20 protein-coding genes are annotated in these 19,405 nt (G+C 51.3%); 16 read left to right on the forward strand and 4 right to left on the reverse strand.

Annotated elements, in window-relative coordinates; translation table 11 throughout:
- The first annotated feature begins 273 nt into the window (after positions 1–273).
- From AC0YNZ_RS14555 to AC0YNZ_RS14610, 12 genes are all read left to right on the forward strand, one after another.
- Positions 274–1,110 carry a transporter substrate-binding domain-containing protein gene (locus AC0YNZ_RS14555; protein ID WP_475827270.1) on the forward strand — a complete coding sequence of 279 codons (837 nt, stop codon included), beginning with the start codon at positions 274–276 and terminating at the stop codon, positions 1,108–1,110.
- A gap of 26 nt (positions 1,111–1,136) precedes the next feature.
- A complete protein-coding gene (locus AC0YNZ_RS14560; protein WP_475827364.1) occupies positions 1,137–1,925 on the forward strand; it encodes an amino acid ABC transporter permease in 789 nt (262 codons plus the stop codon).
- The gene (locus AC0YNZ_RS14565) at positions 1,915–2,625 is read left to right on the forward strand and encodes an amino acid ABC transporter permease (RefSeq protein WP_475827271.1); all 711 of its coding nucleotides are present in this window, start codon (positions 1,915–1,917) and stop codon (positions 2,623–2,625) included. The genes AC0YNZ_RS14560 and AC0YNZ_RS14565 overlap by 11 nt, the downstream gene beginning before the upstream one ends.
- Positions 2,622–3,374: an amino acid ABC transporter ATP-binding protein gene (locus AC0YNZ_RS14570; protein ID WP_475827272.1), complete on the forward strand. Its 753-nt coding sequence runs from the start codon at positions 2,622–2,624 to the stop codon at positions 3,372–3,374. The genes AC0YNZ_RS14565 and AC0YNZ_RS14570 overlap by 4 nt, the downstream gene beginning before the upstream one ends.
- A gap of 21 nt (positions 3,375–3,395) precedes the next feature.
- Complete coding sequence (locus AC0YNZ_RS14575; RefSeq protein WP_475827273.1) at positions 3,396–4,406, forward strand: LLM class flavin-dependent oxidoreductase; 1,011 nt, start codon at positions 3,396–3,398, stop codon at positions 4,404–4,406.
- Positions 4,403–5,593, forward strand: a complete 1,191-nt coding sequence (locus AC0YNZ_RS14580) for an amidohydrolase (protein ID WP_475827274.1) — start codon at positions 4,403–4,405, stop codon at positions 5,591–5,593. The genes AC0YNZ_RS14575 and AC0YNZ_RS14580 overlap by 4 nt, the downstream gene beginning before the upstream one ends.
- A gap of 4 nt (positions 5,594–5,597) precedes the next feature.
- Positions 5,598–6,713, forward strand: coding sequence for an N-methyl-L-tryptophan oxidase (gene solA, locus AC0YNZ_RS14585; protein WP_475827365.1), 1,116 nt, complete (start codon positions 5,598–5,600; stop codon positions 6,711–6,713).
- Positions 6,714–6,750: 37 nt separating this feature from the next.
- Positions 6,751–7,245, forward strand: a complete 495-nt coding sequence (locus AC0YNZ_RS14590) for a DinB family protein (RefSeq protein ID WP_475827275.1) — start codon at positions 6,751–6,753, stop codon at positions 7,243–7,245.
- A gap of 39 nt (positions 7,246–7,284) precedes the next feature.
- Positions 7,285–7,818 carry a GNAT family N-acetyltransferase gene (locus AC0YNZ_RS14595; RefSeq protein WP_475827276.1) on the forward strand — a complete coding sequence of 178 codons (534 nt, stop codon included), beginning with the start codon at positions 7,285–7,287 and terminating at the stop codon, positions 7,816–7,818.
- A 53-nt stretch (positions 7,819–7,871) separates the two neighbouring features.
- Positions 7,872–9,206 (forward strand): LLM class flavin-dependent oxidoreductase, encoded by a 1,335-nt coding sequence (locus tag AC0YNZ_RS14600; RefSeq protein WP_475827277.1) that lies wholly within the window; start codon positions 7,872–7,874, stop codon positions 9,204–9,206.
- Between the two features lie 94 nt (positions 9,207–9,300).
- Positions 9,301–9,516 (forward strand): helix-turn-helix domain-containing protein, encoded by a 216-nt coding sequence (locus AC0YNZ_RS14605; protein WP_475827278.1) that lies wholly within the window; start codon positions 9,301–9,303, stop codon positions 9,514–9,516.
- A 151-nt stretch (positions 9,517–9,667) separates the two neighbouring features.
- On the forward strand, positions 9,668–9,955 hold the full coding sequence (locus tag AC0YNZ_RS14610; RefSeq protein WP_475827279.1) for a 4a-hydroxytetrahydrobiopterin dehydratase: 288 nt from the start codon (positions 9,668–9,670) through the stop codon (positions 9,953–9,955).
- Positions 9,956–10,078: 123 nt separating this feature from the next.
- Here the strand turns inward: AC0YNZ_RS14610 and AC0YNZ_RS14615 are convergent, their stop codons facing one another.
- The 4 genes from AC0YNZ_RS14615 to AC0YNZ_RS14630 all read right to left on the reverse strand — a co-directional run bounded on the left by AC0YNZ_RS14615 (position 10,079) and on the right by AC0YNZ_RS14630 (position 12,975).
- Positions 10,079–10,210 (reverse strand): DUF6254 family protein, encoded by a 132-nt coding sequence (locus AC0YNZ_RS14615; protein ID WP_220038994.1) that lies wholly within the window; start codon positions 10,208–10,210, stop codon positions 10,079–10,081.
- Between the two features lie 115 nt (positions 10,211–10,325).
- Entirely contained in the window at positions 10,326–11,180 is an 855-nt protein-coding gene (locus AC0YNZ_RS14620) for an SDR family oxidoreductase (RefSeq protein ID WP_475827280.1), read from the reverse strand.
- Positions 11,177–12,268, reverse strand: coding sequence for a mannonate dehydratase (gene uxuA / locus AC0YNZ_RS14625; protein ID WP_475827281.1), 1,092 nt, complete (start codon positions 12,266–12,268; stop codon positions 11,177–11,179). Before uxuA ends, AC0YNZ_RS14620 begins: the two co-directional genes overlap by 4 nt.
- Before the next feature lie 20 nt (positions 12,269–12,288).
- Entirely contained in the window at positions 12,289–12,975 is a 687-nt protein-coding gene (locus AC0YNZ_RS14630; RefSeq protein ID WP_475827282.1) for a GntR family transcriptional regulator, read from the reverse strand.
- 276 nt (positions 12,976–13,251) lie between these two features.
- On the opposite strand from AC0YNZ_RS14630, the gene AC0YNZ_RS14635 reads away from it, so the two are divergent.
- The 4 genes from AC0YNZ_RS14635 (at position 13,252) to AC0YNZ_RS14650 (ending at position 19,378) form a co-directional block, all read left to right on the forward strand.
- Positions 13,252–14,571 (forward strand): ABC transporter substrate-binding protein, encoded by a 1,320-nt coding sequence (locus tag AC0YNZ_RS14635; RefSeq protein WP_475827283.1) that lies wholly within the window; start codon positions 13,252–13,254, stop codon positions 14,569–14,571.
- 4 nt (positions 14,572–14,575) lie between these two features.
- Entirely contained in the window at positions 14,576–16,363 is a 1,788-nt protein-coding gene (locus AC0YNZ_RS14640; protein WP_475827284.1) for a sensor histidine kinase, read from the forward strand.
- Positions 16,338–17,954, forward strand: coding sequence for a response regulator transcription factor (locus tag AC0YNZ_RS14645; RefSeq protein ID WP_475827285.1), 1,617 nt, complete (start codon positions 16,338–16,340; stop codon positions 17,952–17,954). The genes AC0YNZ_RS14640 and AC0YNZ_RS14645 overlap by 26 nt, the downstream gene beginning before the upstream one ends.
- A 77-nt stretch (positions 17,955–18,031) precedes the next feature.
- A complete protein-coding gene (locus tag AC0YNZ_RS14650) occupies positions 18,032–19,378 on the forward strand; it encodes a GntP family permease (RefSeq protein ID WP_475827286.1) in 1,347 nt (448 codons plus the stop codon).
- Positions 19,379–19,405: the final 27 nt, after the last annotated feature.

The following is a 19,405-nucleotide window of genomic DNA, read 5'->3' on the forward strand; positions in this document are numbered from 1 at the left end:
CAGCATTTAAGCAGCATAAATCGAACTAATGGTTGGAGTGAAGCACCCAGTAAAAGGCATGGATGAGAAGGGAGCCAGGCGTTTAAGTCGGCTAGGTCGTTTTTGTGCTCGCGGACAATCGTTCAATCGGACAATTCAATTGACTTATAGAAGATCTCTATATGATATTGACGAAGGTTATCGTCAGGTGGTAAAGTGAATCCATTGCTAATCCTTACTTAACAGGTAGGAATTATAAGAATTTAAACACTTAATTATTTGGGGGAAATCAAAATGAAAAAATTATTCATTACATCCATCGCACTAATCCTTACTCTCACGCTTGCAGGCTGCGGCAGCAGCAAGAACAATGCCGGCGCTAATACGGAAGCGGCAAGCGGTGAAGCCTCTAATGCAGTAAAGAAGATCGTCGTAGGGACAGGGACGCAATTTCCTAACGTTTGCTTTATTGACGAGAACGGTAAGCTGACCGGCTTCGATGTAGAGCTTGTAAGAGAAATCGATAAACGACTTGCCGATTACGAGTTTGATATCCAAACGCTTGAATTTACGAACCTGCTTCTAAGCTTGGAAACGAAAAAAATCGATCTGGTCGCTCATGAGATGGAGAAGAACCCGGAACGCGAACAGAAATACTTGTTCAACACGGAGCCGTATGCGCACTGGAGAAACAAAATTATCGTAGCGAAGGACAATGATTCGATTCAATCGTTGGATGATCTGAAAGGCAAAAAAGTGCTGACGACAGCAACGAGCGCACAATCGACGATTCTTGAAAATTACAACAAAGAAAACGGCAACGCGATTGAAATCGTGTACCAAAACGGCGGCGCAAACGATTCTGTAGCGCAAGTAACATCCGGGCGCGTAGACGCATTCCTGGCAGCAGACTTCACGCTTTCGCTTATCGATCCGAAGAAAGAGCTTAAATCGGTAGGTCCGGCACTTAGCGAAGCGGACATCTTGTTCATGTTCCGTAAGGATGATCCTGAAGAGAAGAAGCTTTCCGATGCAGTCGATGGAGCGATTAAAGAGCTTAAAGCAGACGGTACGCTTGCTAAACTAAGCTCACAATGGCTGGGCAATGACTTTACTTCCGAAGAAAAATAATCGCGGTGAAAGGTGAGATGGCTAAGGTGGGAGAACCATTTGATATCAGTTATGTGTTCGAGTATCTAGTAAAGCTGCTGCCTACCTTGAAAATCACTCTTCTCATTGTGGTGAGTTCGATCGTAATCGGGCTGGGCGTCGGGTTTATCGTCGCCCTTCCCCAGCTTTATAAGATTCCGGTTCTAAGAAGGTTTTCGCAGGTTTACCTTTCTTTTTTTAGAGGCACTCCAGTTTTAATTCAGCTTTTTTTGTTCTATTACGGTCTTCCCGAGATATTGAAGCTTGTTAACGTGGATGTTGCTAAAGTGCCGGCTTTGTATTTTGTAATCCTTACTTATGCCTTGCACAGCGGAGCATATATGGCGGAAATGATCCGCGCTGCTGTCGGCGCAGTGGATCGCGGACAGGTCGAGGCTGCTTATGCGGTAGGCATGACGGGATTTCAAGCCTTCACGAGAATCGTGCTTCCGCAAGCGATGGCCATTTCGGTCCCGGTATTCGCCAACCTGGTTATCGCTAATTTGAAGGATACGTCGCTCGCCTTTTCGTTAGGCATTATGGAATTGACGGGCAAGTCGCAGACGCTAGCTGTCATGTCCAGACATTTTGTTGAAACGTATATTTCACTGGCTATTATCTACTTTATGATTAGCTTCGGACTAGAGAAGCTGTTTCATCTTATCGAACGCAAGCTATTGAAGCACGAGAGCCGCATAGTATCAGAAGAGAAAGAGACTCGCGTGAAAAAAGCTAAGACAAGGCGGTTCGCAGTAGGGCTGGGCTTTATTAGAGGGGGAAGGGAAAATGAAGCTTGATTTTGCATTCATATGGACGGCGTTTCTTCAGCTGCTAACCGCAGTCCCGACGGCTTTGGCGATAACGGCCGTTTCCGTTTTCTGCGGACTCCTGATCGGAACGGCCGTTGCTGTCATAAGGCTGTATAAGGTTCCTGTCCTGCACCCTATCGCTGCATCGTATGTCACCTTTATTCGCGGAACTCCCATGTTAACGCATTTATTGCTCATTTATTTCGGATTGCCGATTTTGGTTGACGCTATTGCTGAAGCATTCGGATTATCGTTCCGATCGGTCTCCATTCCAATGATCGGTTTCGCATATGTATCCTTTTCCATTACGGCGGGCGCTTATATGTCGGAGGTAGTGAGATCAGGCTTGCTGGCCGTCAACCGCGGACAAATCGAAGCGGCCTATGCTATCGGAATGACAACTTCGCAGGCGATGAGAAGAATCGTGCTGCCTCAAGCATTTGCGGCAAGCCTGCCTAACTTATCGAACAGTGTTATCGGCATGCTGCACGGGTCGACGCTGGCCTTTACGGTGTCGGTCGTGGAAATTAACGCGAAGGCGCAAATCGTTGCGACAACGAACTGGAAGTTTTTCGAGGCTTACCTCGCAGCTGCTATTATTTTCTGGGCAATAACCTTTATGATCGAGCGGCTGACCGCGTTAGCCGAGAAGCGCTTTAACCTTTACAACCGAGGCGGTGTTTCATGATTAAGCTGACACAGATTAGAAAGAGTTTTGGGCGCAATGAGGTGCTGAAAGGAATAGACCTTACTGTTGAGAAGGGCGAGGTAGTAGCCATACTCGGGCCAAGCGGCTCGGGCAAAACGACGCTGCTGCGCTGCATCAACTATTTGGAAAAACCGAATGACGGTCAAATCTCTATCGGCGATTTCAACGTGAATTGCAAGCGTCCCGATAAAAAAGACATTCATACACTTCGCGGGAAAACAGCGATGGTGTTCCAGCAATATAATTTATTCCGGCACAAGACAGCGCTTGAGAATGTGATGGAGGGCCTCATTGTCGTCAAGAAACTGCCGAAGGATGAGGCTCGCCAAAAAAGCGTCGAGCTGCTGGAGAAGGTTGGGCTCGGAAGCAAGCTTGATGCGTATCCAAGCGAGCTTTCTGGCGGGCAGCAGCAGCGCGTCGGCATCGCCCGCGCCCTTGCGCTTAATCCGGAGGTCATTCTGTTTGATGAACCAACATCGGCGCTCGATCCGGAGCTCGTTGGCGAGGTGCTCGGCGTTATCCGCAAAATCGCAAAGGAAGGCATTACGATGATTATCGTAACGCATGAAATGAGCTTCGCTCAGGATGTTGCCAGCCACGTTGTGTTTATGGATGGGGGCGTCATTGTTGAAGAAGGCAAGCCGAGCGAAATTTTTAATGATCCAAAAGAAGAAAGAACGAAGCAATTTTTGAAGCGGATCACACCTGAAGGTGTCTATTCCATCTAACCGATAGAGGAGTGAAACCATATGTCACTTAAAATTGGCATTCTGGATCAAAGTATTATTTTTCCCGGGCAGACAGCTGCGGAAGCGCTAGGCAATACAGTCAAGCTGGCACAGCTGGCGGAAACGCTGGGGTTCGAGCGCTTCTGGGTATCGGAGCATCATGATTCGCCAGGCATGGCGGGATCCTCGCCAGAGGTGCTAATCGCTTATTTGCTGGCTCAAACGAAATCGATACGGATTGGTTCAGGCGGCGTCATGCTTCAGCACTACAGCCCTTATAAAGTAGCGGAAAATTTCAACGTGCTTGCTTCATTGGCGCCGGGAAGGGTTGAGCTGGGCATAGGCCGCGCGCCGGGCGGTCTGCCGCGGTCCACGAAAGCTTTGCAGAAGGGCGTAGCGGAAGCCGCTACCTTGGATGAGAAGCTAACGGAGCTTGAGCAGCTGCTCCATGCGCCGGCAGGCATAGAGCATCCGCTTGCGGGCCTCGAAGCGAGCCCGCTGCCGAAGCAGCCTGCCGACATTTATTTGCTCGGCACCAGCGTTACGAGTGCGGAGCTCGCTGCGGAGAAAGGTTATCCGTATGCTTTCGCCCTATTCATTAACAACGATCCGGATACGGCTCGCAAAGCACTCGATACGTACCGGAATAATTTTAATCGCTCGCTTGGCGGAGAGCCGAAGACGATACTCGCTCTGTCCGTTATTGCTTCGGATTCAGAGGAGGAAGCGAATGCGTTAGCGGGACATTTCAAGAATGTGAGAGTAACGCTTGCAAGCGGCAAGACGGTCAATGTCGGATCGCTTGAGCAAGCTGAGGAATTCGCCAGACAAGCGGGCGAGACCTACACGGCTGAAGAAAGAGAGGCGGATATTACGAGAGGCACGAAGGAAACGGTTCGCAAACGGCTGCTAGAAATACAAGAGCAATACGGTGTGGATGAGTTCGTATTTACGACGATCATACCTGATTTCGCCAAACGCATTCGTTCCTTTGAGCTTCTCAAGGAAGCCTTTGAAGGAGAATTAGTATGAGCGGGTTCCCGGTTGAAACGATTGAACAGCAACTAGTAGCGATCAGGCGTCAGCTGCATGAGAATCCGGAGCTGTCCCACGAGGAGTTCGAGACGACGGCTTCCATACGCGGTTGGCTGACGGAGGCTGGCATTCGGATTGTCGATTATGGACTCAAAACCGGCGTAATCGCTGAGGTTGGAGGTTTTAACGGCGGACCGGTCGTTGCGGTTCGTGCCGATATAGACGCCCTGCCGATCCAGGAGGAGACGGGGCTTCCGTTTGCTTCTAAAATTGCCGGCAGGATGCATGCTTGCGGCCATGATTTTCATACCGCTTCGATTCTCGGAACAGCCTTCCTTCTGAAGAAACGGGAGCAGGAGCTGCAAGGAACGGTGAGGTTTCTATTCCAACCCGCCGAAGAGAAGGCAAAGGGTGCGGGGCAGCTCATCGCAAGCGGAGCGCTGAAAGGCGTGAACGCGGTGTTCGGCATGCATAACAAGCCTGACCTGCCAGTCGGAACGATCGGCATCAAGAGCGGTCCGATCATGGCGGCAGCCGACGGCTTCGCCGTGGAGGTCGAAGGCCGCGGCAGTCATGCAGCAGTGCCTGAGGCCGGCAATGATCCGATTGTAACGTCGGCTCATATCATTACGGCGCTGCAATCGATCGTCAGCCGCAGCGTAAGCGCGCTTGACAGCGCAGTCGTCAGTGTGACAAGGCTGCACGCGGGAACGGCATGGAATATCATTCCGGAGAAGGCGGTATTCGACGGGACGCTGCGCACATTTGACGAGCATGTCCGCACCACGGTTCGCGAGCGCTTCGAACAGGTCGTGAACGGTGTAGCTTCGGCTTTCGCGACTAAGGCGCAAGTAAAATGGATTGAAGGGCCGCCGGCAGTCGTGAATGATCAGAAATGGGCCGATCAAGCCGCGTTAACGGCTGAGGCTCTCGGTTTGACTGTTGTTCAGCCGGCGCCTTCCCCGGCAGGGGAGGATTTCGCCTTCTATTTGAAGGAGACGGAAGGGCTGTTCGTATTTTTTGGAACGGACGGTCCGCAGGAATGGCATCACCCTGCATTCGATTTGGATGAGAAGGCTTTGCCAATCGCTGCTTTGTTCTTTGCTACGCTTGCGGCTGACGCTTTGAGCAAGCTGGCGGAGGAGAGCTTGCCGGGAGGACGACCACATTCCGAAATCATATGATGTCATCGTCGTCGGAGCCGGCTCGATGGGCATGAGCGCAGGTTATGAGCTGGCGGCACGCGGGGCAAAGACATTGCTCATTGATGCCTTCGATCCACCGCACAGCATGGGAAGCCATCATGGCGAGCCGCGGCTCATCCGGCATGCTTATCATGGCGGCGATACGTATGTGAAGCTGGCGCTGCGGGCGGATGAACGGTGGCTTCAATTAGAGAACGCAACCGGCCAGAAGCTGCTGGAGCGGTCAGGCGTTCTGAACATCGCGGACACGAGCTTCTATAATTATGAAGTCAGGCTTGATGATGCCGTGGCGAACGGCGTTCATGTCGAATTGCTGCGCGCGGCAGAGATCAACCGCCGATTTCCGGGTGTGCAGCTCCAAGATTCCTTTCAAGGTATGTTTGAGCCGAATGCAGGCTACTTATATAGCGAGAAATGCGTAGCTGCTTATAAGCAGCAGGCACTGGCTGCTGGTGCAGAGCTGCTCGTGAACAGCTTCGTTACCGGTATTCAAGCGAATCCTGTAAGCGTAACGGTGCATACGAAAGAGGCAAATTTTACGGCTCCGCAAATCATCATTACTGTCGGTGCCTGGTTCAAAATGCTTTCGGATCACGTATCGCTTCCGATTCGTGCGGTCCGCAAGGTGGTAGGGTGGTTTGAAACGGGCTCGCCGGCTTTCGATGCCGGCATCTTTCCCGGTTTTACATGGGGCGGAGCGGCAGGCGTATATTACGGCTTTCCGAGCATCGGAGGCGCAGGCATCAAAATAGGCCGTCATGATACGGGGGGAGAATGGTCTCCCGGCGACAAGATCGCACCGTTTGGCGCTTATCCGGAAGACGAGGAAGATCTTCGCCGCGCCCTCGATGCTTTTGTTCCCGGCGCTGCAGGCAGGCTGCTGCATAGCGCGGTATGCAAATACGAGCTCACGCCCGATGAGAACTTCATTATTGATGCCCATCCGGAGCATGCCAATGTGCTGCTCGCCGGTGGCTTCTCCGGTCACGGTTTTAAATTCGCAAGCGCCGTTGGTGAAATTTTGGCCGATAAAATCGAAAAGAAGGAGACGGGCTATGATCTGAGCTTATTCGAAATTAGCCGTTTCCCTAAGTCATAAGGACAATCCATTTTGCTATTCATAAGGGGGAGCTTATATGAGCCAGTCGACTGTCGATGTTCAAGCGTATTTACAAGCGTATGATCAAATTGAGCAGGAAATTAACGGATTATCGGATGAACAGCTGAAATGGAAGGCAGCTCCCGAGTCGTGGAGCGTGACAGAGGTGCTCGCCCATCTCGTTGATCACAGCATCGTCGTATCCTTCCGCATCCGTGAAATATTGTCCGGCTCTGAGGTAAGGCTGCCAGCCTTTAACCAAGATGCTTGGGTGTCCGGCCAGAAGGCAAATGAGGGCGATGCGAAGGATATTCTTATTGCCGCCCGGGCTTTGGTGCAGTATAACAGCCTGCTGTTTAACCGCCTGACGGAGGAAGAATGGAGTAAGACCGGCATTAATTTTAAAGGCCAGCCGGTTGCGATAACCGCTATTGTGACTGCCTTTGTCGCTCACGTTCAAGTTCATTTAGCACAAATTCGCCGGATTAAGCAGGGTGAAGCAGGCTCGCTTAACTCCAGCTGCACCATTTAGAGCAATTGATATCAATTTTGGGAGAGCGGGTGGAGGAGCATGTCAGGTAAAGCAGTAATCATCCGCAATGCCGAGCTTGCGGATCGCGATGCGACCCGGGAAGTGCTGATGGATGCTTATGGTCAATACGAGCAAGTGCTTCCGGAGCGGCTTTGGAATCAGTATAAAGAAAGCATCCTGGCATCCGTTGACGGCGCGGTCACAAAGGCACGGCTAGTCGCGGTGCTGAATGGCGAGGTAGTGGGAAGTGTCTTCCTGTTCGATTCTTCTGAAGCTGCGTATGGATTGCCTGATCTTCATATCCATTCGCCGATCATTCGTCTGCTTGCTGTATCGAAGAATGCACGCGGCTATGGCGTTGCGACGGAGCTCATACGCGCCAGCGCAAAGCTGGCAAGGGACTTAGGCGCAGAAACGCTGCATCTCCATACATCCGATATGATGGATTCAGCCGTTAGGCTGTATGAGCGGCTCGGCTTCGAGCGGGCATTCGATAAGGATCTTATGAACGGAGAGACGCTCGTGAAGAGCTATCGGCTTCAATTGAGGGAAGCGGCGCTATTGCAGGTGTGACGTTCTGAAACTAATAAAGTTATAACCATATGTTATTTGGGAGGTTGTTTGTAATGGCGAACCGCAAACAAATTAAGTTTGGCGCATTGATTCATGGTGTAGGAGGCAACGTGTCGGCTTGGCGGCATCCTGAGGTTCCCGCTGATGCGAGCGTAAACTTTCAATTTTATAAGCAGCAGGCACAGACGGCTGAAGCAGGTAAATTCGATCTCGTCTTTATCGCTGACGGGCTGTACATTAACGAGAAATCGATTCCGCATTTCTTAAATCGATTTGAGCCGCTTACGATTTTGTCCGCCTTGGCGGCTGTTACATCAAAAATCGGACTAGTCGGAACGTTGTCGAGCTCCTACAGCGAGCCGTTTACCGTTGCGAGACAGTTCGGATCGTTAGATCATATTAGCGGCGGCCGCGGAGGATGGAATGTGGTTACATCCCCGCTTGAGGGGTCGGCGAGCAATTTTAGCAAAACCGGTCACCCGACGCATGATGAGCGCTACAAAATCGCAGAAGAGTATTTGGAAGTGACGCGCGGATTATGGGATTCATGGGAGGACGATGCTTTTATAAGAGACAAAGAAACGGGCGTGTTTTTCGATCCGTCGAAGCTGCACCGTCTAGATCATAAAGGAGAATATTTCTCCGTTCAAGGCCCGCTTAATATCGCCCGTTCGAAGCAAGGTCATCCGGTTATTTTCCAGGCGGGCTCGTCCGAGAGCGGCAAGAAACTGGCGGGCAAGGCGGCAGATGCCGTCTTTACCGGTCACGAAAGCATTGAAGAAGCGAAAGCCTTCTATAAGGATGTTAAGGATCGGGCGGTAGCGGAAGGCCGTTCGGCAGATGATATCGTTATTCTTCCCGGCATCGGGCCGATTATTGGACGTACGGAAGAGGAGGCTGAGCGTAAATATCAAGAGCTGGCCGGGCTGGTTACGATAGAGAATGCCTTAAACTACTTGGGCCGTTTCTTCGAGCATCATGATTTCTCTCAATATCCGCTGGATGAACCGTTCCCGGAACTTGGCGATCTTGGGCATAACAGCTTCCGCAGCGGCACGGACAAAATCAAGAAAGCGGCGAAGGACAACCATTTGACGCTTCGCCAGGTTGCGCTCCAATCGGCTACGCCGCGCGGTCAGTTTGTCGGCACGCCGGAGAAGGTTGCGGATCTTATTCAACAATGGCATGAGGAAGGTGCGGCAGACGGCTTCATTATACATTCGTCCATTCCGAGCGGCCTGAACGATTTTGTTGATTTGGTCGTTCCTATTCTTCAGGAGCGCGGCATTTACCGTACAGAATATGAATCCGATACGCTCCGCGGCAACTTGGGTCTGCCGATTCCGGCTAATCGCTATACGAAAGAGAGAGTTAGCTCAAGCAGCTAATCGAACGGACACACTCCGGTAATGGATGTTCATAGAAAAAGGCCGGCCTGGTTAAACTAGTGTTGTACGTTCTACTATTGGAGGGTGCAGTACGATGAAAATAGAGCTTGGTCACTGTTTGCTCGAGCAGCGCTTGGCAGAAAGCGGCATGTCGAAGGAGCAGCTGGCGGCAGCGCTGCTCATTAGACCAGAGCGGATAGGCGATTATATCGATAACAAGCGAATCATGCCTCTCAAAGCAGCGATCGCCATAGCCGACACGATCGAATGTAATGTGCGCGACCTCTATGAGCTGCGTTCACTCCCTTAAAAAAAGAAGGGGTCTCAGAAGCGGAACCGCTGCCGGGACCCCTTTCTTTCATTTAATAACGTCTCCGCGAAACGTATCTTGGCCGCTCTGCTGTAGGCGACTATTGTATAATAGAGTTTAACAGTATGAAAAAGCGGAGGGAGTAAATCGAATGAAGCTTACTGAAGAGCAAATCGAAGTGAGGCTGGCTGCAAGCGGCGGATGGAAACGGGAGGATGGCAAGTGGATCGTCAAGAAATACCGGTTCCGCACCTTTTTAAACGGCATCGACTTTGTAAATCTTGTAGCGCAGGCTTCCGAGCAGCTTAATCACCACCCCTTTATATCCATCGATTACAAAATGGTAACGCTCCGCATGACGACTTGGTATGACGGCGGACTCACGGAACTGGATTTCACGGCTGCGGCGGCGTTTGACCGCGCATATGCGCGTGAATGAGATGGTGAAGGGAAGAGCGGGCGAATGTTCTCGTAAAGATCTGCTAATAAACAAAACCTCCATTCCGGGCATTCGCGCGGGTTGGAGGTTTTGCTTGTCCATTCAAAGAAAAGCCTGAGCTTATTATTCTTGTTTGGATTTAGAGCTCTCGCCTTCTTGGCTTAACTCTTCGAGCGACTTCACTTTGCCATGCGGCTGCTGCGTATGCTTTCGCTGGTGCCAAGCATTTTCACGGCGGTTTTTGGACGATGTCATTGCGATTCCTCCTCCTTTCCTCCTGTAGGGTGGCATAATGCTGCCCAACTCATACGGAGGAGAAAACGGAATTTGAGGAGGAGAACGAAAGAGCGATTGATCGGCAGTTCCCGCTTTAAACGCCCGAGTAAGCTAAAAACCCGCCGTCAACGGGAATCGTCGTTCCCGTGACGAAGCCGGCGGTTGTCTCGTCGGCGAGCCAAAGCAATGCGCCTAACAAATCCTCCGGCTTGCCGAAGCGGCGCATCGGGGTGTGCGAAATGATTTTGCCCGAACGCTCGGTCAATGATCCGTCTTCATGCAATAGCAGCTTGCGGTTCTGCTCCGTTAGGAAAAAGCCGGGGGCGATCGCGTTAACGCGAATGCCGGCCTCAGCAAGGTGAACGGCCAGCCACTGCGTGAAGTTGACGATCGCCGCTTTGGCCGCGCTGTAGGCAGGAACCTTTGTCATCGGCGACGGAGCGCTCATGGAAGAAATATTAATGATGACTGCGCCTTGCTTGCCAAGCATTTGCTCCGCAAATATTTGAGTAGGAATAAGCGTGCCGACAAAGTTGAGATCCATGACGCTGCGGAACCCGTCAACGCTTAAGTTAAACAGCGTCGTCGTATTGTCGGCGTTCAGATGCTCGGGCTTAAAGGTTTCATTCGTCGTATTCGCACTCGGATGATTGCCGCCTGCGCCATTGATCAAAATATCGCAGCGGCCGAGCTGTTCGAGCACGGCTGCGCCGGCTGCTCTGGTGCTTTCCGTGCTTGTCACGTCGCAAGCAACGGCAATCGCTATTCCGCCGGCAGCTTTAATCTCCGCGGCTACAGCCGCACCCTTCTCCGCCGTGCGATTGAGTATCGCGACCTTAACGCCTTGGCGGGCCAGCTCAAGCGCCATTACGCGGCACAGCACACCGGCGCCGCCGGTTATGACGGCTACCTTGCCAACAAGCGATTCATGCTTCGGAAGCTGTGTCATCGCTGCGCCACCCGCTCTCTAGAGGGAGCCGCCGCAAGCTGATAAGCATCCCAAAGCCCCCATAAGTACATAATGCCGAGAGCGCGATCGTAAAGGCCGTACCCCGGTCTGCACTGCTCATCCCAAATATGGCGGCCGTGGTCGGGTCTTGCATAGCCCGTAAAGCCGATCTCATGATAAGCGCGTACGATTCCGGCGATATCGACTGTACCGTCCTGCGTCCGGTGGGAGGTCTCGATAAAGTCTCCGTTTTCGTAAACGCGAACGTTACGGATATGCGCGAACGGAATGCGATCCGCAAACTCATGGATCATTGCAACAATATCATTGCTCGGGTTCGCGCCAAGCGAGCCGCTGCAGAGCGTGATGCCGTTATACGGGCTGTCGTACAGCTTTAAAAACGTTCTGAAGTTTTCCTGACTGTTCATGATGCGCGGTAAACCGAACACTGACCACGGCGGATCATCCGGATGAATGGCCATTCGGATGCCGCAGCGGGCAGCTACAGGAATAATTTCATTTAGAAAATAACGAAGATTTTCCCACAAATGCTCTTCCGTTACGCCCTGATAAGCCTCAAACAGCCTTGTCAAATGCTGAAGCCGCTCCGGCTCCCAGCCGGGCATCGTGAGCGCCGAGTTTGCATTAATCTCCTTGACCAATTGGAACGGGTCGGCATTTGCAATCCGGCTATTGTCATAAAATAACGCCGTTGCGCCGTTGCCCATCGGCTTGTGCAGATCGGTGCGCAGCCAGTCGAAGATCGGCATGAAGTTGTAGCAGATCACTTTGACTCCGGCGCTGGCCAGCTTCTCGATCGTCCTCTTATAATTTTCGATGTACACATCGCGAGAGGGCAGGCCAAGCTTAATATCCTCATGTACGTTAACGCTTTCAACGACATCGATATGCAGGCCGGCTTGCTCCGCTTGCCGCTTTACCTCCAAAATCCGTTCCAGCGGCCATTCCTCTCCAGCCGCCACGTCATGCAGCGACCAGACGATGCCGTCCGTGCCTGGAATTTGCTTAATATAGCTAAGGGGAACGGTATCGTTTCCCTCGCCGAACCATCTGAATGTCATTTGCATATGAATCGTTCCTCCCGTTATTATTTGTAATAATTGGGGTACTTTACCCTCAGCTGCGCTTGGTCGGCTATATTCAGTGAAAGATGCTCGGTCATCAGCCGATCGGCGGCTGCGCCATCCTGCGCCTTTACCGCATCGGCCATTAAGCGGTGCTGCTCATAAAGATGCTCCCAGTTGTGATCGTCCACGAGACTCAGCATGCGGCTTCGGTTCAAGTGGGCGTTCATTTGCTTCATGATCGACCAGGTATTGCTCTTGCTGCAGCCGTCGAACAAAATGCGGTGGAAAGCCTCATCAAGCTCGAACATGCTTTTGTCATCCTTCATGCGGACGCACTCTCGCTGCTGCTCAAGGTTCATCTCTAGCTGCAAGAGCGCTTGCTCCGGAAAATGCGCACAAGCGAGCAGAATGACAGCTCTCTCCAGCTGTTCCCGCATAAAACGGGCTTCTTCAACGAGTGCGGTATCGATTAAAGAAACGAACGTGCCGCGCTGCGGAAGCACCTGAACCAGTCCTTCCTGAGCAAGCCGCAGGAAGCTTTCTCTTACGGGCGTACGGCTGACCTTGAATAAAAGAGCGGTTTCATTTTCCGATAGAGGTGTTCCAGGCGGCAGTTCAAGCTTCAATATTTGTTCTCTTAGCTGCATATAGACTGCATCCCTGGTGGAAACGGGCTGCGGGCGTAGATTGAAATCATTGAAATCCATGCGCTCATTCCTTTCGGCTTCTTACTGCCATACTACCATACAAGTTCATTTGTGTGAAGATGGAGAAAGCCCTTCAATGATCCTTAAAGTTTTGAAAGGATAGGCTATTGATTTTAATATTGTAGGGCAGACTGGTTGTGACCGCGATGAAAGTGATGATGTACAAGTCGATATTTGCTTTACTATTGGTTATCGATGTTTAGAATTAGTTATATCGGAAAGACATGAGTTTGAGTAATCTTAATAGTATCGGATCGCGATAAGGAGGACAGTTCTATGAAGCGATTTCGCAGCCTGTGGATGCTTACGGGAATCTGGACTCTATTGGTTTCCGTTTTGGCGTCGGGTTGTACAGGCATCTCACATTCCGGGTATAACCGGAGGGAGTCGCCGCAGCCGTTTCAAGGCAAAACCATTACACTGGTAACGGCTAATCATCCTTGGGCGGATGCGATCAAGCCGCTCCTGCCCGAATTTGAAGCCGAAACGGGCGTAAACGTGATCATTCAAGGTTTTTTCGAGGACCAGTTGACCCAGAAGCTCACTTTGCAGCTGACAACCGGATCGGAAACGCCGGATGTATTTATGTATCGTCCCCTTCAGGAAGGGAAACTTTTTTATAAAAACGGTTGGCTGGAGCCGCTCGATAACTATGTTCAAAAGGAAGCCAATTACGATTACAACGATTTTTCAGGTGAAGCAATCCGTTCTGCAACCGTTGATGGAAAGCTTGCCGGTATTCCGGTCATTATGGAGCAGGGAATCTTGTACTACCGGAAAGATCTTTTGCAGAAGGCTGGAATTCCGGTGCCGGCTACGATTGACGAACTTGTATCCGCAGCCAGGAAATTGCATGATCCGGAGAATGGGGTTTACGGCTTTATCGCAAGGGGCGGGCGTTCCCCACTGGTCACGCAGGTTTCGTCCTTTCTATATTCCGAAGGCGGTGATTTCACCAAAGGGCAGAAAGCGACCATCAATACGCCGGAAGCGATGAGAGCGTTCACCATTTACGGAAGCCTGCTGAGAGATTACGGGCCTCCGGGAGCGATTAACATGTCTTGGCCGCAAGCGAGCGCTCTTTTTGCCGAGGGCAAGGCCGCCTTTTATACAGATGCGAATTCGATTTATAGAAGCGCAAGCGATCCGGCTCGTTCAACGGTCTCCGAGCAAATCGGATATGCTTCTTTTCCAGCCGGCAGAAGCGGATCGCGAACTTACAATATCACATCCTGGGGACTGGCCATGAATCCGAGAGCCGCCGATAAAGCAGCGGCGTGGGCATTTATCCGCTGGGCGACAAGTAAAGAGATTGTGCTCCAAACGCAGCGCAAAGGCAACCCGGGTGCGCGTCATTCGGTTTGGAACATGTCCGAGGGTACGGCGGGGTTCCCGAAGGAGATGGTTGAGGTAATCAAAAAATACGGCGTTGGCGGTGTAGACCATGACCGTCCTACAGTTATCAATGTAGCGGAGGCCCGGGAAACGGTCGGAGAAATCGTTCAACGCGTAATGATGGGTGATCCCAATCTTCAGCAGGCGGCGGACAGAGCGAACGCCGCACTGCAAGCGATATTGGATAAAGAAGCAGAATGAGAAGGTGATCGTCATACGTTACAGGCTATCGATATTCGGCAAGATTATTATGACGATCATTCTGCTGCTTATCCCCGTCCTGTTCTTGTACAGCTACTCCAACCGGATTGCGGGCAGTGTAATAGAGGAGCAGCTCCGCTCATCCAATTTGAATGAATTGTCATTTTTTTTGAACCGGATGGATTCGAACATTGAGAACTTGTCTTTATTTCCCGTTATTTTAAGCTACGACCCGCATATTCGGGATTTTATCGGGGGAACCGGCGAGGCGGCAGGCAACCTGTTGAAGGCGCAATCCCGCTTAACGGAGAAATTGAGCCTACAGAGCGTATCCAGCAGCTGGACCAATGATTTGACAATTGCAATCCCTGCGAGCAAGAAGGTGCTGTCCTCTAATATTTATATTAACGGTATTGGGGAGTGGAAGTGGGATGGCCCCATCCGGAAGGAATGGTTATACGAAGAGGATCATTCCCGTGGATTTCCGGTTGGTACTTTTATCCGGGAGACTAGCGAACCCGCCAATGCGGCAGCGGTCTTGCAAGCCGATGCGGTATTCCAGGTCCGTTTCCCGGTGGAGACCATTACCGACCTGCTCGACATTTACCGGAAGGACAAGCACAGCGATCCATTCCTGTATCATCCGGATTACCGGCCGATTAGGAACAGCACGCCTGACATGCTGATCGAAGAACCGATTATACAAAATGTGCTGAATAAGTCCTTGGCGGATGCAGGTCAGGAAACGGTTGTAATCGACAATCAATCGTTTTTGGTCAGTTATGTGAAATCACGGCAACTAGGCTGGTATTTGGTCGATTATGTTCCTGTCCAAAGGATATTGTCTCCCATTACATCGGCGCGCAACTGGTTCTACGGTTCAATCGCCTTTCTGCTTATGATCGGTTTATTCGCTTCATTCCTGCTTTACCGTAACGTCCAGATTCCGATCCAAAACATGATCCGAGGCGTGAAGCGTATGAGCAGAGGGGATTTATCCTCGCGTATTGATTATAAAGCAAAGAACGAGTTTGATGATTTAATCCGGCATTACAATGAAATGGCCGGCCGGATTCAAGTCTTGATCGAGGATGTTTATACGGAGAAGCTGCGGTCGCGCGAGGCAACGCTAAAGCAGCTGCAGTCGCAGATAAACCCGCATTTTCTGTATAATTCGCTGTTCTTTGTCATCAATTCCGCTATGTTGGAGGATCGCGATGCGGTAATCGCAATGGCCGAAAATTTGGCCGAGTATTATCGTTACAGTGCCAGGGTTGAGAACCAGCAGGTTACCCTTCGGGATGAACTCGATTTGGTACGTCACTACCTGAATATTCATCATTTGAGGATGCAGCGTCTTACGTTCACGATAACCGTTCCGGAAGAGATGATGGATGAGCCCGTTCCGCGCCTCCTTCTTCAGCCATTAGTGGAGAATGCCATCGTTCACGGTATTGAGCATCGGGTGGAGGGCGGCGCCATTACCATCACGGGCGAGCAGAATGACAGGTGGAACCGGATCATCATAGCCGATAATGGTTCGGGGCTTACTGAGGCCGGGCTCCGCCAGCTGGCGATTCAACTTAATGAACCGATGACCGATGAGCTCGGATGCGGGACGTGGAACGTGCACCGGCGTTTACAATATCAATTTGGAGAGGGCTCGGGATTAACGTTCAGGCATGCGCCAGGCGGAGGGCTGGCGGCCGTTCTGACATGGAACCGGACAAGCGGCTCTGCGAAACCGAGGCTGGAGGAGGGAGACGATGACTCAACTATTGATCGTGGATGACGAGGCTCATGTGGTTGATCGTTTCTCCACCACGATTGACTGGAAGGCCGTTGGCGTTGAGCAGGTTTTCAAGGCATATTCCGGTCTCGAAGCGCTCACGCTCCTCAGGCAATTTTCCATCGATATCGTCATCACCGATATTAAAATGCCAGGCATGACGGGCTTGCAATTGATCGCGGAGGTCCGTCGGCTCTGGCCCAAAACAAAGTGCATATTATTGTCCGGGTACTCGGATTTCAATTACGCCAAAGAGGCCATTCTGTACCAGACCGAGGATTACCTGCTGAAGCCGGTAAAGGAAGAGGATTTGCTGACCGCAGTCAAGCGGGTTCTGGCCAAGCTGGAATTGGAATGGGAGGAAGTCATATCCAATCAGAAGCTGACCTATACGTTTAAGGAAAATCTTCCTTTGTTGAGGGCGAATTTGCTCCTTGAGCTGCTTCAGGGCCGAAGATGGGAGACATCCGCTCTTCAGAACAAAATGAAGATGCTGGAGCTTTCCGATTTCGAATGGCAATCCTGTTCGCTGATGGTGGTACGATTGGATGAGCTTTTTCTCCAGTATGATCTGCAAGATCTATCCTGGAAGGAATATGCAATCAGCAATATGGTCGAAGAGTTGTTTGGCGGGCGATATGCGATCTGGTATGCCAAGGATGCTCTTGATTATCTTGTTTTTGCGATGACAACAAAACAGGAGGCGGCCGAGGAGAACGACACGGTCTGGTTCGAGCGTATGGCGGCTGCACTGCAAACGGCGGTTGGTACGTATTTGAAGGGCAGAATCTCCGTCATGGTCTGTCATGACGGGCGGTTTCCGGGTGATCTTGCAGCGCTTTACAGCCGTTCAATTGGAGCATTCCGTAAACGGATCGGAAATGAACGGGAGCTATTTATGCGGCTGGAGGACGATCTTTCGGAGAAGGGGATCGAGTCGCTGAAAAGCCTCTACGAACCGCCTGCGCTCATCCATTTGCTGGAGGCGGCGAGGTGGGATGACATCACAGAGAAACTCCGGCTGATCTTTGACGACATGGAGGATATCCAATCCGGTTCGCAGGAGCATCTCCTTGAGATCTATTTCACACTCGCTTCCGCCTATTCGTATATTGCGCACAAAAACGGAAGGCAATTATCGGAATTGCTCGGAGATGAGTACGAGAAAATGACGGAAGGCCTCCCTTTTCGTTCCGTGAACCAGCTCCGCGAATGGTCGCTTCGGACGCTGCACAGAATCCGCGAGGACATGGACCGAGAGACGAAGGATTCAAGGACAACCTTGATCCGGGAAATCCAAGCTTTTATTGAACAAAACGTCCAGCAGGATGTTTCCTTGCAAGCGGTCGCCGATCATGTGCATCTTCATCCGGTGTATGTTTCGAAGGTGTATAAGCTGGAAACTGCTGAAAATTTAAGTGACTATGTGCAGCTTGTGCGCATGAACAAGGCGGAATATCTTCTCAAGCACAGCGCGGACAAAATTTATGAAATCGCTGCAAGCCTAGGCTATCAGCGTCCGCATTCCTTTAACCATGCTTTCAAAAAAAAATTCGGCATGACCCCTCAAGAATACAGAGACCGATTCTCTTAAGACCATTTTGCATAGCGGTATGGGGCTGTAACAGCCGATACCTGCAATTTATTCATACTATTTAGGGAGGTTTACTTATGTTATTATTAATCGTTTTAGCGGCCATTGTGGTACTGCTGCTTTTGATTACGGTTGCGAAGATGAATCCTTTTGTCGCCCTCATCGTGACGGCGATCGGCACCGGTATTGCGGCCGGTATGCCGTTATTCACTACCGAGGATCATCCGGGCATTATCGATTCGATTAAAACGGGCATGGGCAATACGCTGGGCTTCCTGGCCATCGTGCTTGCGCTTGGCACCATGCTGGGTAAAATGATGGCGGAATCCGGAGGCGCGGAGCGCATAGCCCGGACTCTAATCCGCCTGTTCGGCGAAAAAAATGTCCATTGGGCCATGATGTGCGTCGCTTTCCTCGTCGGCATTCCGGTGTTTTTCCAAGTCGGCTTCGTTCTGCTCATTCCGCTTGTATTTACGATAGCCAAACAAACTGGCGTATCGCTTGTTAAAATCGGCGTGCCGCTTGTCGCCGGCTTGTCGGTCGTACATGGACTTGTTCCTCCTCATCCGGCTGCAATGGCGGCAGTAAACATTTTTAACGCGGATGTTGGAACAACGATTTTATATTCCCTTATTGTAGGGCTTCCTACCGCGATTATTGCAGGACCGTTGTACGGAAATTGGATCGGCAGCCGGATTCACAAGTCCGTTCCTAAGGAAATGGGCGAACAGCTGACGGATACGGGGGAAACCAAAAGTCTGCCTGGCTTCTTCAACACGTTGATTACCATTCTAGTGCCTGTTTTTCTCATGCTTATCTCCACAATCGCGGAGTTGGTGCTGGTTAAAGACACAATCCTGTTCCAGACATTCAAATTTATCGGCGACCCTATCGTCGCGCTGCTTATCGCTACTATCTATTCCTTCTTCAGTCTCGGATTCTTCCGCGGCATGAGCCGTGAATCGATTCTCAAATTTACGAACGATTGCCTGGCGCCTACGGCTACGATCCTGCTCGTTATCGGTGCCGGCGGCGCATTTAACCGGGTGCTGCTCGATTCGGGCATCGGCGATTATATCGCGGAGATTGCCACTGCTTCACATATATCGCCGATCCTTCTCGGTTGGGGAATCGCGGCTATGATCCGTGTCGCGACTGGCTCGGCCACCGTCTCGATGATGACGGCAGCAGGTATTGTCGCTCCAATCGCGGCCGTTGTGCCGGGTGTAAATGTCGAGCTGCTTGTTCTGGCTACCGGCGCCGGTTCGCTCATTTTGTCCCATGTGAACGACTCCGGGTTCTGGCTCATTAAGGAATACTTCGGGATGACTGTCAAGGAGACGCTTATGACATGGACGGCCTTGGAGACGATCATTTCTGTCGCCGCGCTCGTGTTTATCCTTGTGTTGAACATGTTTGTTTAATTGAAGGAATCATTTCGGACGAACTGT

It is taken from the genome of Paenibacillus sp. J2L1-98, from assembly GCF_056269405.1.